Source organism: Desmonostoc muscorum LEGE 12446, from assembly GCF_015207005.2.
Taxonomy (GTDB): Bacteria; Cyanobacteriota; Cyanobacteriia; order Cyanobacteriales; family Nostocaceae; genus Nostoc; species Nostoc muscorum.
Map to the genome: position 1 here is coordinate 47224 of NZ_JADEXS020000002.1, position 14507 is coordinate 61730.

At 40.1% G+C, this 14507-nt stretch carries 12 protein-coding genes and 1 pseudogene; 5 read left to right on the forward strand and 8 right to left on the reverse strand.

Annotated elements, in window-relative coordinates; genetic code table 11:
- Positions 1–172: 172 nt before the first annotated feature.
- The 3 genes from IQ276_RS36515 (at position 173) to IQ276_RS36525 (ending at position 3513) form a co-directional block, all read left to right on the forward strand.
- Positions 173–547 carry a plasmid mobilization protein gene (locus IQ276_RS36515; RefSeq protein WP_228043408.1) on the forward strand — a complete coding sequence of 125 codons (375 nt, stop codon included), beginning with the start codon at positions 173–175 and terminating at the stop codon, positions 545–547.
- Complete coding sequence (locus IQ276_RS36520) at positions 544–2049, forward strand: relaxase/mobilization nuclease domain-containing protein (protein WP_235116382.1); 1506 nt, start codon at positions 544–546, stop codon at positions 2047–2049. Before IQ276_RS36515 ends, IQ276_RS36520 begins: the two co-directional genes overlap by 4 nt.
- Positions 2050–2181: 132 nt before the next feature.
- Complete coding sequence (locus IQ276_RS36525) at positions 2182–3513, forward strand: hypothetical protein (protein WP_235116384.1); 1332 nt, start codon at positions 2182–2184, stop codon at positions 3511–3513.
- A 212-nt stretch (positions 3514–3725) separates the two neighbouring features.
- Here the strand turns inward: IQ276_RS36525 and IQ276_RS36530 are convergent, their stop codons facing one another.
- The 7 genes and pseudogenes from IQ276_RS36530 to IQ276_RS36555 all read right to left on the reverse strand — a co-directional run bounded on the left by IQ276_RS36530 (position 3726) and on the right by IQ276_RS36555 (position 12737).
- Entirely contained in the window at positions 3726–5519 is a 1794-nt protein-coding gene (locus IQ276_RS36530; RefSeq protein ID WP_193923351.1) for a UvrD-helicase domain-containing protein, read from the reverse strand.
- Positions 5476–7230 (reverse strand): ATP-dependent nuclease, encoded by a 1755-nt coding sequence (locus IQ276_RS36535; RefSeq protein WP_193923354.1) that lies wholly within the window; start codon positions 7228–7230, stop codon positions 5476–5478. The genes IQ276_RS36530 and IQ276_RS36535 overlap by 44 nt, the downstream gene beginning before the upstream one ends.
- Before the next feature lie 116 nt (positions 7231–7346).
- The gene (locus IQ276_RS36540) at positions 7347–7991 is read right to left on the reverse strand and encodes a hypothetical protein (RefSeq protein ID WP_235116385.1); all 645 of its coding nucleotides are present in this window, start codon (positions 7989–7991) and stop codon (positions 7347–7349) included.
- Positions 7992–8069: 78 nt separating this feature from the next.
- Positions 8070–9647 carry a group II intron reverse transcriptase gene (locus IQ276_RS36545; protein ID WP_235116387.1) on the reverse strand — a complete coding sequence of 526 codons (1578 nt, stop codon included), beginning with the start codon at positions 9645–9647 and terminating at the stop codon, positions 8070–8072.
- 53 nt (positions 9648–9700) lie between these two features.
- Entirely contained in the window at positions 9701–11278 is a 1578-nt protein-coding gene (locus tag IQ276_RS36550; RefSeq protein ID WP_193924009.1) for a group II intron reverse transcriptase/maturase, read from the reverse strand.
- A gap of 551 nt (positions 11279–11829) precedes the next feature.
- Positions 11830–11925: pseudogene (locus IQ276_RS41325) on the reverse strand (reverse transcriptase N-terminal domain-containing protein); the annotation flags it as partial.
- 545 nt (positions 11926–12470) lie between these two features.
- Positions 12471–12737, reverse strand: coding sequence for a hypothetical protein (locus IQ276_RS36555; protein WP_193924005.1), 267 nt, complete (start codon positions 12735–12737; stop codon positions 12471–12473).
- A gap of 140 nt (positions 12738–12877) precedes the next feature.
- Between IQ276_RS36555 and IQ276_RS36560 the strand changes: the two genes are divergently transcribed.
- Together IQ276_RS36560 and IQ276_RS36565 are read left to right on the forward strand one after the other, a co-directional pair.
- Entirely contained in the window at positions 12878–13069 is a 192-nt protein-coding gene (locus IQ276_RS36560) for a hypothetical protein (protein ID WP_193924003.1), read from the forward strand.
- Positions 13070–13071: 2 nt separating this feature from the next.
- Positions 13072–13650 carry a siphovirus Gp157 family protein gene (locus tag IQ276_RS36565; protein ID WP_235116390.1) on the forward strand — a complete coding sequence of 193 codons (579 nt, stop codon included), beginning with the start codon at positions 13072–13074 and terminating at the stop codon, positions 13648–13650.
- A 172-nt stretch (positions 13651–13822) separates the two neighbouring features.
- Here the strand turns inward: IQ276_RS36565 and IQ276_RS36570 are convergent, their stop codons facing one another.
- Complete coding sequence (locus IQ276_RS36570) at positions 13823–14386, reverse strand: Uma2 family endonuclease (RefSeq protein WP_193918752.1); 564 nt, start codon at positions 14384–14386, stop codon at positions 13823–13825.
- Positions 14387–14507 lie beyond the last annotated feature (121 nt).

Here is a 14507-nt window from a genome sequence, read left to right on the forward strand (position 1 = left end):
TATATCGACGAGATACTCCTGAGCAACGCTATCTTGACTTTCTTAGTACCCAAGCAAAGCTATTGCAGCGCATTTCATGATCTCGTATCGCATCTTGGTATCGAACCAGAATCGTAAGTAACCGCTTGGTCAATGACAAATGATAGTGCAGTCGTCAAACTTAAAACAGCTAATGACTAATGCATCAATAATGCGACAAAAACGCTCACACAGGATAGACATTAGACTGACTTTGGCAGAATACGAGAAAGCACAGCTAATGGCAGATGAAAATAATCTCACTATGAGTGAGTTGTTTCGTGCCAAGACTCTGAAAAATAGATTGCCCAGGCGTGTCACCAAAGTAGCAGGCCAAACTTACTGGGAGTTGGGGAAAATAGGTAACAATCTCAACCAAATAGCTAAAGCAATCAATACTTCAGTACTCATGGGAGAACCTGTGGTTGTAGATAGAGCATTGTTGTCACAGGTAAGAGATTTGGTGAAACAGGTGCGCCGAGAGATTGCTGAAATTGATTTAATCACTGATTTACAAGATGAAGCATGATTGGCAAGCACATCAAAGGTAAAAGTTTCCGGGGACTGCTAAACTACCTCTTTGGCAAAGATGGGGCAAGACAAATCGGTGGGAATATGGAAGGAACAAACCCACGCGAACTAGCAGCTGAATTTGGTATATCTCGAAGATTAAACCCGAAGGTGAGCAGGGCTGTTTATCATGCTTCTCTGAGTTTGGCCCATAAAGAGAGTTTAGATGATGATACTTGGGATGAAATCGCCCAGAAGTATCTGCAAGCAATGGGTTTTGATATGAACCAATATGTCGTAGTGCGGCATACTGACCGGACTCATGAACACATACATATTGCTGCCAGTCGCATTCAATTAGATGGCACTACAGTTTCTGATAGCTGGGATGATCGCAGAAGTGAAGCGGTAATTCGTAAGTTGGAGCAGGAATACAATTTGCAATCGGTGCAACCAAGTTGGGAAAAAGATAAGCATAGTCCAACTACTGGCGAACGTAGGCACATTGCCAGAACTGGAGAGGAAAGCGTTAGAGTCAGACTTCAGCGATCGCTCGACCAATCAACCCACGACCATCCCACTATGCCAGAGCTAATAGAGCGAACGCAACAACAAGGTATTAATGTCCGCGTTGGTTATACTCGCACAGGCATTGTCAAAGGCATTAGTTACCAACTTGATGGTGTGGCTTTTAGTGGTACGCATCTCGGTAAAGCATATACCTTTCCTGGTTTACAAAAGCATCGAGGGGTAAACTACAGTCCCAAGCGGGATGACAAACGCATCCAGAAACTCATGGAACAAGCTGTCGAAAATCCCACACCAGCAGTACCTCCAAAACAGGATGACAAACGCATAAAGAAACTGATGGAGCAAACTGTTGAAAATCCCACGCCAGCAGTTACTCAAACAAACTCCTTGCCTATACCAGAACCAACAAACTGGGAGCAAATACGCCTAAAGTTAAGCCAGCAGTACAATTTACCCAATTCTCTGCTCACAGAACTGTATGAAAAGGGTTGGCTCTATGCAAGTCAAACAGGTCAAGCAATATTTGTGGAACGCACACTCGATGATCTTCCAACTTTTGCCAAGCAGCTAGAACCAACAGGTAACTTCACCGCCATTACTCTCAACTCTGAACCGACAAAAGAAGGTAGTTTTTGGATTGCTACAGATGCCACAGTAGAAAGAGCAGTGCTACTAAGTGACCCGATTGAAGTTCTCTCTGTCATTGCCTTAGAATCAACTGTTGATAAAGAAAAGCGCAAACCTACATTGTATTGGAGTGTAGGCGATAGCGAGCAAATACCTTTAGAATTTTTGCGAGCGATCGATACAGTGGTCATCGCTTTTAAAGATCATAAGAAAGTTGAGAACTTGATAGCTGAGATACTGGCTGAACTACCTCAAGCCAAACAAGTTTCTCCCAGTGAAGCTGGTTGGAATGGGATGCTAACTAACAATCACTTGCAACCCAACCAAAGGCGAATCCCAGAGCTTCAAAATTGGGAACTTTGATATCAGTTATCATTTTTTCCTGAGTGAGCCAAGCTAATTAAAGGTTTCAGGCAAAAATTTATATGTGAAGAAGCTGGTTCTAGCGCAGCTAACGCCACTTATAGAGGGATAAATTCTCTAGGCGTAACTGCCATGATCTTCAATCCCAGACAAACAACTATTAAATTTCTTAGACAAATAGGCTTTACCACCGGAACCAAAATTTGGCTCAGGATTTCTTGGGACTTGCCCACAAACCTAATACCTAAAAACTGGAATCACTACTGCCGCAATGATCAATTTGTCTACTCCCACTACATTCTCTGCGGTAAAATCACCCAGCAAGGATTTCAACTCTACTGCTGCACGAAAGGAGGTCGAGACAAACAGGGCAACACCTGCTGGCGTCTGACACCTAAACGCTATGCTGATGGTTGGGCATTGGCATTTAAAATGTCATATCTTGGTGCTACAGTCAGCTTTTACCCCAACCAACCAGACAAGGGAATCAGCAATCAGCACGTTAGTCAATGCCAATGTTTATTCTACGAAATTGATGATTTGGCATTGAGTGAGCAGCGACAAGCTGTAGACTGGCTAAAGGATGAAATGAACTTGGAACCCGCCGCCGTAGTTTATACAGGTGGAAAATCCCTGCACGTTTACTTTAAATGCAGCCATTCCTTGAATCCTGCTGAATGGCTGTACCTCAATCGCCAACTGACGATTATCCAAAACGCAGATCCAGCCATTTGCAACTTAGCTCGTTCCATGAGACTGCCAGGTATGGTTCGCAGACGGGTGGTAGATGGAATATTGAGTGGAACCATCCCCATTACCCTAGAGCATTGGTCAAACTGTCAGTACAATGTGGAAGAACTAGAAACCGCATTTGACTCTACAGCCTTATTTCCCTACGAACTTTCTGAGCAACGCTGGCGCAAGTGGGTGCAGCTTCTCACAAGAGCGAAAAATGGAGAAGTTATCGACCCACAAGCAGCGCTACTGCAACCTTCTGTGACTGTCCCTCGCTCAACCTTACATTGCCGACGAGGGACAGTCACACAGGCTACAACCAGAGATAATCGCTCATCTCTTAAACAACTACGCGCTAGCGGAGTGTCTGTTCCTTTGTCTATCTGTTTAACTTTGAGCGATCGCACTTTACTAATTTATGGTGAATCTGAGGGAAACAGAAACAATTCTGGCTACAAATTAGCTCGTAATCTACTAGGTACATCTAATTTACTCACTAGACACAGAATCGCTTATCATCCTGAACCACGCCAACTATTTGACCGATATTGCGATCGCTGTACACCTACACTTGAATCAACTGAGGCAGATACAATTTGGCACAGTGCAAATAAAACAACAGCCTTTGCCAGTCGGGACTTTGGCTCAATTGTCATGAGTATTCGTGAGTGGAAGTTACACCGCAAATCAAAAAAGCAATGCGTAAGAAAACCAAAAAAAATTAGTTAACGCGAGGTTGACAAAATCGATGTAACCTATTTTCAAACATCTCCCTATTGTGGGGAAATGTTTGAAAAGCCTACGCCAACTGATATAAATTAAATAGCATTGCTTGAAATGAGCTAAAAAATTGCAAAATACAACAGATAAAAATAATCTATATACCGTCCGATGCAAAACATTTATTAGGCTGCTCTGAACTTAAAGGAACTCTACACACTTTATTCCTCTACAAGAGTTATGCCAGGAAGTTTTAGCATACAAGTCAAATTTGCCTGTCCCGGAGTTCCATCCGCTTTCAAACGAGTCTTGCTAGCCGAGAAGAAAATCTGCTTTCTTGCCCTAGTTACTCCTACATAAAACACACTTAATTCTTCTAAAAATTTTTTCTCATTTATACTATCTACCTTTAAATTACAGTTGCTTTTGTGGTTGCAAGATCCACATAGTCCATACCAATTGGGCATAGAATATTGCTCCATGTCTGGCATTAAAACATAATCCCATTCCAACCCTTTTGCCCCATGAATAGTTGAAATAATGGTATTTTCACTAACGTATTCCATATTTTGTTTCAAATTTTTATTTTCAAAAGTGTCTCTTATCAAAACCAATTTATCTTCAACACTTAGAAAAGAATAATCACCTAAAATTCTGTACAAAAAGACCTCTAATAAATTCAGTAGAGATGTTATTTCTGGCGTTATTTTGTCCTTAAATGATTTTTCAACATTAGAATAAAACTTATTCAGTGTCCCTTTGGAAATTCTTATATCACTTTGTATCTGTTTGCTAAATTGAGAAGAACACTCTCGGTGAAATCTCAAATATTCTGGTGAATCTTCATTAAACAAACCATAAAAATAGGGAACCTTTTTACTGTCTAGTAAATCAATAATCTTATTAATATTTTTTCCTCCACTTCTAACCAGAATTGCAATCTTGCACGCTTTTTCTTGCTCTAAAGCTAATAAATAATTTATTTTTTGTGCGATTTTTTCTCCCTCTTCTAATTGATTATTAACGGATATAACTGAAACTTCTGTGTTTATTATAATACTTGGATTAGCAGGATTTTCTCCGTTTAATCTGATATTTTTATCCAGTTGAAGCATCTGTGGATTAGACATAAATCTATAGTTCTTTTCTAGGGTTATCCTATCCATAGAGAACAATTGCTCTGCTTCAACTATTAAATTGGGTATAGCGCCTATAAAACCATATATCCTTTGTAAGGAGTCTCCCATAAAAACTAATTGTGATTCTTCAGAAACTAATTTTTTCAACAAAGTCCAACTTAGGATATTAGTATCCTGAAACTCATCTACAATAATCACAGGAAAGTAGCCTTGATAAAATTTAAGTAACTCCGTGTAATTGACAAATAACCTTAGCGTGAGCGCAAGGATTCCATTAAAACTTATACAATCCTTATCGAGAAAGCTTTTTATGATTCCATCCGTGTATGAATTGAATAATTTTGATAGATGTTGCTTGTCTACAGACTTAACAGCGTCACTATATTTAGCAAAAAATAAAGCTTTTTCAGAGGATATTCCTAAAAGCTCAGTAATTTGTTCAGTCTTGGAGTCATCTACAGATTTCAGTAAATCTAAATTGGCAAGATTGGGATGTAGTAGATACCCATACCTTTTTAGAATATGTCTACAAAATCCATGATAATTTGAGACAAATAATTTTTCGCTAATTCTGAGTTTATTTGAATTGTTGACCTGAATCAGATGAGGCAATTGTTCAGAAAGCTCTTTTTTAATCTTATATGCTGCATTAACGCTATATGTTAATGCAAGAATTTTCTTAGGATTAAAAATTCGCCCAGTAGCCAGTAGATAAGCTACTTTGCTGATCATGGTTTTTGTCTTCCCATAACCAGCAGGAGCCTCAATAATAAGTCTCTTAGATTCCGAGAAAATAACCTCAAGCTGCTTCTCATCACCAGAATGCAAGGTTCTAAGCTTCTGGAATAGTTGGTTTTGTTCTGATTGATCCAGCATTTTTTGATAATTTAACTGCGTTTTGAATTAAATCTTTATAAACTTGGGGAATACCAGTAACATAATTACCCAAGTCTCCTCCATCCAAAATACTCTTACTATTTCTCATGATCTTAAGAATATCTTCCTTTGATAAATCCTTAAGCTCTTGAATTTTATCTGGCGATAACAACTCTAACTGTGGATAAATAAGATTCTGAGGATCGAGAAGAACACCTATACTTTTAGCTTTGCCAATGAAAAAGTTAGCCTTTCTTTCATTAGGAAATTCTTGTTCTAAGTATTTTATGTAGTCTATTAAGCTGAAGCTTTCATATATATCCTCTTCAAAGTCTTGTCCTTGAGTAAAAGACAAACCTATAAGATCGCTGTATCTTGATTCTTGATCGCGATCCATTAATCCGATATTTTTAATACCGAACTCATCTAATAATTTCATTAAAGATGGAATTGACTTTGCACCTCCCGCTTGAATAATACTAATTCCAAATTCATCCAGGTCAATATTCATCCTCTCACTAAAAATGGGGAGAGCGCCAAGTTCTGTGTCACCCTCTACTAAAATCACTACTTTTGAAAAGAACGCTTCTTTAATATAAGGTAAATTTTTAAGTAATTGCTTTTCTGTAGCTTCATCAAGTTTTATATCAAACCCACTTTTAACAATCAGATGACCATTTTCATCTTTACAAAATCTCAAAAACTTCCTGTAGTCATTAAGTAAAATATTAGGCGAATGTGAAACAACTAAAATTTGTCCAAGTAGCCTATCTATTTGAAATATATCTGAAAGCAAGGAACTAAAATCCGGTTCCTCATTGTTTACTACTCGCACAAGGTATTTGATTAAAGTTCTCTGTGCATAAGGATGCAAATGAATCTCAGGCTCATCCAAACCTATTAGAATTGGAATACATTTTTTTGAGCTTGAGCTATCTTCAACAATACATCTATCTAACCTCTGCTTGTTTAGACTTAACAGCCTCTCAAGAATTGACAAAGTGATAATTATTGAAAATTGTACGCCGTAACCTACGTTTTCTAAAGTTCGGTTGTTATCATCAGTCAATAGTATGAGTTTTGCCAACAAATCCTCTTTATTTTCTTCTCTGATAGCTTGTATAGAGAAGTCTTTAAAAGACTTTATTTTTTGCAAGGTTTGATTAACTTCGGTTAGAAATTCATCAATCTTTTCTGTAATTACAAAATCAGAGTCTTGTAACCTCCCATCTTGTAGATATTTTATTATGATGTGATTCAGAAACTTTCCAACACCTCGATTATTAGAAAAATTTAGTTCTGATGATGGATTTCTAAGTGAGTCATAGTTTATGTAATTAACACATCTAACTATGCTGCTTAAGATAGTTGTTCCTGACTCTTTATGTTGAAATTTAATTCCTTCGTCAGGAGATTCTTGGATAGCGACTATATTAATTTTTTCTCTATCGCTAGGATCAAATAGGTCATCAAAGAAACCTTGCTCAATATCTGATAATCTCAATGAAAAAGAGATATGAATTGGATCATCTAGATTTAGAAAGTCTGATTCGCTAAAACTATTTCTGGCGAATAGGATATTTAATAAATAAAGTAAATTGGATTTCCCTAAATTATTTTCTCCAATAATAAAGTTTGTTGTAGGATGAAAATTTATTTTCACACCATCTAAGTTTCGATAGTTTTTGATCTCAAGTGTAGAAATTTTCATATAGCCTAGTTTCTATGTAAACTGCTCTATATTCTAACTTGATAAAGTTGAAAAGCCCGAAATTCACAATTCACATAACCTTGACGGCGACTTTTTTAATGGATACATATAGTCGCTTATTTTTGTTGTCTCTGGCTTGAGTTGTGTATAGTTGGTAAATAAGACTGACGATAATTGTTCTTAGCCATCAGCCTAGCCTCACGCTTTGTCCACTGTTTTTGTAAAGGGACATCAGCCAATCTTTGTAATAATATGAATACACTATCATCTCCAGTCAACCGAGCGATGATTTGAGCGATCGCCTTACAACAACTCCAAGGATGACGCACCACCTGAACTTCTGCAAATCTCACCACACCCCAATTGCGCTCTAAGAAAAAACGGTTACGGATTTTATCATCATCAACATCAATGCAGTGGTGAGGTTTACCTGTATCTCCAGCATAAGGTTCATCAATCTCAATATCGAGAGCTAACCCAGAAAACCGATGGTAAAGGATAAAATCAGCCGAGTAACGTCGAGACGAACCAGGAATTTCAAATTCCACCGCTTGACAGATAAGATTCTCTAGAAAAGCACACAGTAAATGGCGAAAAAATTGCTTTTCACTGACACCTTGCTTGGGCGTACCATTTCCATTTGGTAATTGAACGCATCCTTGAAACGAAGCTTTCAAATGCTCCTGACTTGTAGAATCTTTAGTGTATAAACGTCTCACTAGTGGTGGATAAAGAATAATTGGATAGTACCCAGTAAACATAACCACACATTTGTTAAACTTTTACCAATCAAAAAGAACAAAATAAAGATAATAACTAGGTTGAGTCGATGGCGGGTATTATCCCGCGCATCTCTCAGTTAAATCTGGGCGTGCGACTTTCATCGCACCCAGCTTCCGATGTTCTCCGCTTGCGCGTTTGCTTATGTGTTTGTAATCGTGGCAACTCTCATGAATTGCTTCAAGATTATTTTTCTTCCAGTTGACGTGATTTCCGTCGATGTGATGCAGGTGAACCCGTTCCTCATCGATGAACTTTAAGCCGCAGGATGCACATCTATGGTTTTGCTTCTTAAGAGCAATAGAAGTTTCGCCGTTGTAGAGTTTACTGTTACGCTCGCTCCAGTAGGCTGTATCTCCGTCATAGGGGGATTTCGTTCCCTTAACCATGACGTGTTTACTTTCGGAGTAAGGAACAGATGGGAATGCTTTTTTTATTAGCTTCCTGCATGTATGACGATTTTGCTTGGTTTCCTTATTGAATACCTTAAAAGCTCTATGATTGATGTGCCATAAGGAAAACTTTGACCCACCCATCTTGCAGAACTTATGGTAATTTCTCCACCCTCTAACTACCGGGGCTAATTTCTCAGCCTTCACGATAGAACCATAATTCGAGTTGTTGACGATGTGTTTTACTTTCTTACGGAATGCTTTGAAGTTGTCCACTGAGGGAGTGCTGTTAAACTTTCCGTTTTTCTGTACTTTGAAGTGCCAGCCGAGGAAATCAAATCCATCTGTCGCTGCGGTCACTTTGGTTTTCTTTTGGCTTACATTCATTCCGCGTATACGGAGGAACTCGCTGATTCTTTCAAGTATCTCTGTTGCATCATCTTCGGGTCGGAGTATAATAACCATGTCATCCGCGTAACGGATTGATGGTTCTCTGATATCCCCTTTTGAGGTTTTATCAGTGATTCTTCTATTTCCTTGTTTATTGTATCTGTGGATACTTTCAATCCCGTTAAGTGCAATGTTGGCTAATAGTGGGCTAACTACTCCCCCTTGGGGTGTTCCTTGTTCAGGGAATTCTGGGTTGACTCCTGCTTTGAGGCATCGGAAAATACCGAGTTTTAAGCCTTTGGGGGCGATGAGTTCGTCCATTATTGCTGAGTGCTTAATCCTATCGAAGCACTTTTCAATATCGAGTTCAATTACACGCTTATCTATTCCGTTAGCTTCGGAGTTGAGGTTACTAAAGATGTACTTCTGTGCATCGTGGGCAGAACGCCCAGTTCTAAATCCGTAGCTCCTAGCATGGAAAGTGGCTTCGTGTGCTGGTTCAAGTGCATATTTTGCTAGGCATTGCCAAGCTCTATCCGCGATGGTTGGTATCTTTAGCATTCTGGTAGTCCCGTCCTTCTTGGGGATAGGGATTTCCCGTAGTCCTTGATGCTTCCAATTTCCGCTATTCATTTTCAGTAGTTCTTCAAGGTTGAAGCGTTCTTCAAATGAGAGTGATTTCTTACCATCAATACCCGCCGTCTTTTTTCCAGCATTTAGCTGAGATACAAGTCTAATTGCAAGAAATCGAGCCGAGGTGGATTTTAGAATAAGCTTTTGGAGTGACCTAGCCTTCCGCTTGTCTCCAACTTGAACCGCTTTGGTTGAGTCGATGGGGAGTATTATCTCCCGCACCTCTCAGTTAGAACCGTGCGTACCCGTTTCCGTGTACACGGCTCCCGATATTCTTAGGGAGTGACCCTTTTGCCCATGTGTAAATAGTCGTGACAGGACTCATGGATTGCTGAAAGATTCTTAGTTTTCCAGTTATCATGATTTCCATCTATGTGGTGTAAATGAACTTGCTCGTCGCTTGTCAATTTCATCCCACACCGACCACATGAATGGTTCTGTCTCTGTAAGGCTTTGGAGGTGTCACCGTCGTATAGTTTGCTGTTGCGTTGACTCCAGTAAACTAAATCGCCGTCATACGGTGACTTGTCACCCTTGACCATGACGAATTTTCCGAGGGAGTAAGGAACGAATGGGAACGCCTGTTTGACAAGTTTGAAGCTTGACTCTCTGGTGTTCTTGGTTTCCTTATTAATTACTGTGTGGGTTCGTTTCTGTAGGAACCAAAGTGAGAACCTTGACCCTGACATATCACAGAACCTGTGGTAATTTCTCCAGCCCCTTATAATTGGTGCAAGCTTTTGGGCTTTTACCTTGGAACCATAATTCGAGCAGTTAACGATTTTCTTGACTTTCTCTCGGAATTTCTCAAAGTTCTCCACTGAGGGAGTTATTAATATTCTTCCGTCGTTTCGCACTTTGAAGTGCCAACCTAGAAAGTCAAAGCCATCTGTCGCGGCGGTTATCTTGGTTTTCTTAGCACTTACTTTCATTCCTCTTGGGGCTAGAAATTCCTCAATGTTTTTCAGTACAAGTTCGGCATCGTCTTGAGGTCTTAATACTATTACCATGTCATCCGCATAACGGACGGATGGAAATTGTATTTGACTTTCTGCGGTTTTGTCGGTTAATTCACATCTGGAGTCCCTATGAACTCTATGGATACTTTCAATTCCGTTTAGTGCGATGTTTGCTAATAATGGACTTACAACGCCACCTTGAGGGGTTCCCTGTTCTGGAAATTCGGGATTGACTCCGGCTTTCAGGCATCTGAAGATACCAGTTTTGATATTCTTAGGGGCTATCAGGTTATCCATTATGGTTGGGTGTGAAATCCTATCAAAGCATTTTTCGATATCGAGTTCGATAACCCTTTTATCTATTCCGTTGGCTGTTGATTTAAGGTTGTCAAATAGGAGCTTTTGCGCGTCATGCGTTGAACGTCCTACTCGAAAACCGTAGCTTCTAGCGTGGAAAGTTGCTTCGTGCGCTGGTTCCAGAGCGTATTTTGCTAGGCATTGCCAAGCTCTATCGGCTATGGTTGGGATTTTCAGCATTCTGGTAGTCCCGTCCTTTTTGGGGATTGGGATTTCCCTTAGTCCTTGATGCTTCCAGTCTCCAGCCGATTCTCTCAGTAGAGTTTCTAGCTCGAAACGTCCTGTAAAATCGAGGGACTTTACACCATCAATACCTGCTGTCTTCTTACCAGCATTTAGCTGTGATACTTGTCGGATTGACAAAAATCTAGCCGCACGGGATTTCAGAATAAGTTTTTGCAAAAACCGAGCTTTCCGCTTGTTTCCTGCCAAAACCGCTTGAAACACTCTCTTTTGAAGGCGAAATAAATCTTTCTGAAATTTCTTCCAGGGTAGATTCTTCCAAGATTCACTAGTGTATTCACTGTGCCTAATCATGCTCTGCTCCATTAAGTGTTTTCTGAATACCTTGCAGCAATTACGCCGCATCCTACCCGACTTGAGAGAGTTCCGTGTCTCATCTCACCTACTCGGAATCGACATTTCCGAGACTCTCAAATCGTTTTTTATTCGTTCCTTCAGATGATTGATATGTTCCGTTAGGTGTAACCAATTCGACTACCAGAAACCCTGGATTCTTGCTACTACTGTGTACAGGGTGTAGCGGGTTTTATCTCTGATGGAGTCGGGTTTTTATTGTTAAGCCCCGCTCAAACGTAAGTCGCTTTTCTAGGTTCAATTTCACCGTGAGAACTCCCCATTAGCACCAGTGTCAATCCTTAACGACTGTCTGATTGTGCCCTGTTCCCAGCTTCACCCTCCAAGAATTGAGCTTGGTCAGTGTGGGCAGGTAAGGAGTCACGCCGAATCTAGCGGGTAGGGTTTTCACCTACATCAGTCTGAAAGTTCAGTGCTTGACCGAAGTCAAGTTTCACTGGATTAGATATGTACGGACTGGCTACCGTGATTCTCTAATCAACGAATCGCACGTACACGCGCTTTTGAAGGCGGAAAAGGTTACGGCGGAATTTCTTCCACGGTAAAGCTCTCCAAGATTCACTAGTTTTGTAACTGTGCCTAATCATTTTCTCTTCTAGAGTTTGTGTATTCTGAACACCTCAGACCAATTACGGTCTGTCCTACCCGACTTGTGAGAGTTCCGCTTCTCGTCTAGCCTACTTGGGGTTCGACTGCCCCAGGACTCACAAATCGTTTTTATTCGTTCCCTCGGAGAGATTGATTGTCCCGTTAGATGCAGCCATTTCGACTACTGGATTCCCTTGACTCTTACCGGTGATAACTTCACGTCCCGGCGGGAATAAACTCCAGTCGGAATCAGGGGAGTTTTTATTTGCGCCCTTTCCCATAGATAAGTCGCTTTTTCAGGCTTTGTTTCATCGTAGGAACTCCCCGTTAGCACCAGTGTCAACCCGCAACGGTCGTCTGGTTGCGCCCTGTTCCCAGCTTCACTCTACAAGAACCGAGCTTGTTCGGTGTGGGCAGATAAGGAGTCAATTCTGAGTCTGAATGGCAGGACTTGCACCTGCATCTGACCGAGAGTTCAGCCTTTAATGACAGTAATCTGCTGTCGGGCTGGATTAGTTATTTACGGACTGATTACCGTGATTCACTAATCAACGAATCGCACGAAGTTATCTAATCTAATATCCTTCCAAATATCAGAAACTTGCCATCCCGTCTTACCAACAGAAAGAACTATAGGATTATCACGCGCTGGAATATAGTTAGGTTCCTTATTGCTTACACCTATTTGTGGCTGTTCTTCAAGCATTGCTTCTTGTATATTAATAATGTCAATTGGAAAATTCTGTTCTTGTGTTTCCTCGATGATTTTTGTTTCTTGGAGTAGCTTTTCCGATTTTTTGATGAGTTTCATCTCTATTTACATTTTTGACGCTTGACATTGACAAAATAACGATAATCTAAAATTAAGTTAATTCCTAAAAACTTGGGAGAATACCAACACAGATAGATGCGCTATCGCGCCAAAATTGATGGCGTTACACAACCAAGATAATGCAACAATTAACAGCTATTTTAACGAAATTTAAACCTAAATTTGTTGCTCCTCCGATTTCAAATTTTCAGCCTACACAAGAAAATGTTTCCAATTTATCTTTCAATACTAATTTAGATTCAGGCACTATAGCTATCTTAGAACAGATTGAAGCTGAATATGAATACTATCAAGTTTGTGAGGAGTGGTAGTCATGAATTTAGCACTCGCTCAACAATCCTTAGCAGGACTTTCCCAAACTGCTGCTCATCTCTGGGAACAGCTAACTAATTGCCAGACTCCTGAAGAAGAAGCTGCTATCATCACCGCTATTTGGGAAACTCAGGAAGTTCAGGAAGAAGTTGTTGATACCCAAGCAGAATTAGCATTGCAACTGGATGCTGAAATAGCGGCTATTAAGCAACGACTAGAACATCTAAAAGCTGTACATCAATCAGCACTATTAAGACTAGAACGCTGGCGACAAAAATTAGATGAAACTATTTTAGAACAAACCGCCGCCGGAATTCTACCTGAGCAAATGATTGGTAATTCACTTCGTATCACAATTCAAGAAAATCCGCCAAGTTGTGAGGTGCTGATAGATGCAGAACAATTGTCTCCAAAATACCGCAGAGAAAAGACTGTTTACTCAGCAGACAAGAAAGCTATTATTGCTGCTTGGAAGAAAGGTATTCCTGTAGATGGCACTCACATCATGCGTAAGCGCCGAGTTATTTATGCTTTGACAGCAACGGCAATTCACGACTTCAAAGACTCGCTTTTAACTTAACAATAGCTTTAACTAATTTATCAGCCAACAGCAGGAATTTCACTGTTTTGTTGGCTACTACTTATAACTATTTTTTGATACTTAAGTAGGTTGGTAATATGAAAGTGAAATATGTTCAAATGTAACTGAATTAAGCCTGTTTTCTAAAACAAATAGTGTTTCATCTGTTTCTCTAACTGCTCATTTTTAGCCAACCAAACACAGTCGCAACAGTTAACTCCAAGTCTATCCCGGCTAACACTGGCAAACGCTCATCACCCTGCAAAAGTTCTGGTTGTTGATTTGGACGGAAGACCAAAATAGAACGATCTTCTGGGTCTATTAACCAACCTAATTGGCAACCATGATCTAAACAATAGAGAATATTGCCTGTGACTCGATTTGAACTTTGTTCGGGAGAAAGAATTTCAATTGTCCAGTCTGGAGGAAGCAGAAAATCGTTGGGTGCTTCCCCATCAGCAGCAAAGGGAATACGCGACCAGTTGAAAACCGCTACATCAGGTACTATTGAACGGATACCAAAACTACAGCGCAGTTCTGGAAAGGCATAAGCAATATGAAGGCTTTCGGCAACATCGTTGATACTGTTGCACAGCCTTAACTGTAATCGGCTATGCTTCCCTTTTGGCATTGGTTTTTGAATAATCTCACCATTAATGTAAACGCTTGCAGGCTTTGTTTCTGGTAGCTTGAGAAACTCCTCCAGAGTCAGGGATTGGGTAATTACCGTAGACATGGCTCAGTCGAGAAAAGCAAAGGGAATATGTTTTAGTCTAGCAGTACCTACTCTCAAAAACAGTTTCTACTTCTGGCTACCGCCACAACCGCTTGCACACCACTTAACAAGGCCAAAAAAG

Coding starts and splice junctions, on each gene's coding strand:
- IQ276_RS36515 (WP_228043408.1), top strand. CDS start 173: ATGACTAATGCATCAATAATGCGACAAAAACGCTCACACAGGATAGAC.
- IQ276_RS36520 (WP_235116382.1), top strand. CDS start 544: ATGATTGGCAAGCACATCAAAGGTAAAAGTTTCCGGGGACTGCTAAAC.
- IQ276_RS36525 (WP_235116384.1), top strand. CDS start 2,182: ATGATCTTCAATCCCAGACAAACAACTATTAAATTTCTTAGACAAATA.
- IQ276_RS36530 (WP_193923351.1), bottom strand. CDS start 5,519: ATGCTGGATCAATCAGAACAAAACCAACTATTCCAGAAGCTTAGAACC.
- IQ276_RS36535 (WP_193923354.1), bottom strand. CDS start 7,230: ATGAAAATTTCTACACTTGAGATCAAAAACTATCGAAACTTAGATGGT.
- IQ276_RS36540 (WP_235116385.1), bottom strand. CDS start 7,991: ATGTTTACTGGGTACTATCCAATTATTCTTTATCCACCACTAGTGAGA.
- IQ276_RS36550 (WP_193924009.1), bottom strand. CDS start 11,278: ATGATTAGGCACAGTGAATACACTAGTGAATCTTGGAAGAATCTACCC.
- IQ276_RS36555 (WP_193924005.1), bottom strand. CDS start 12,737: ATGAAACTCATCAAAAAATCGGAAAAGCTACTCCAAGAAACAAAAATC.
- IQ276_RS36560 (WP_193924003.1), top strand. CDS start 12,878: ATGCAACAATTAACAGCTATTTTAACGAAATTTAAACCTAAATTTGTT.
- IQ276_RS36565 (WP_235116390.1), top strand. CDS start 13,072: ATGAATTTAGCACTCGCTCAACAATCCTTAGCAGGACTTTCCCAAACT.
- IQ276_RS36570 (WP_193918752.1), bottom strand. CDS start 14,386: ATGTCTACGGTAATTACCCAATCCCTGACTCTGGAGGAGTTTCTCAAG.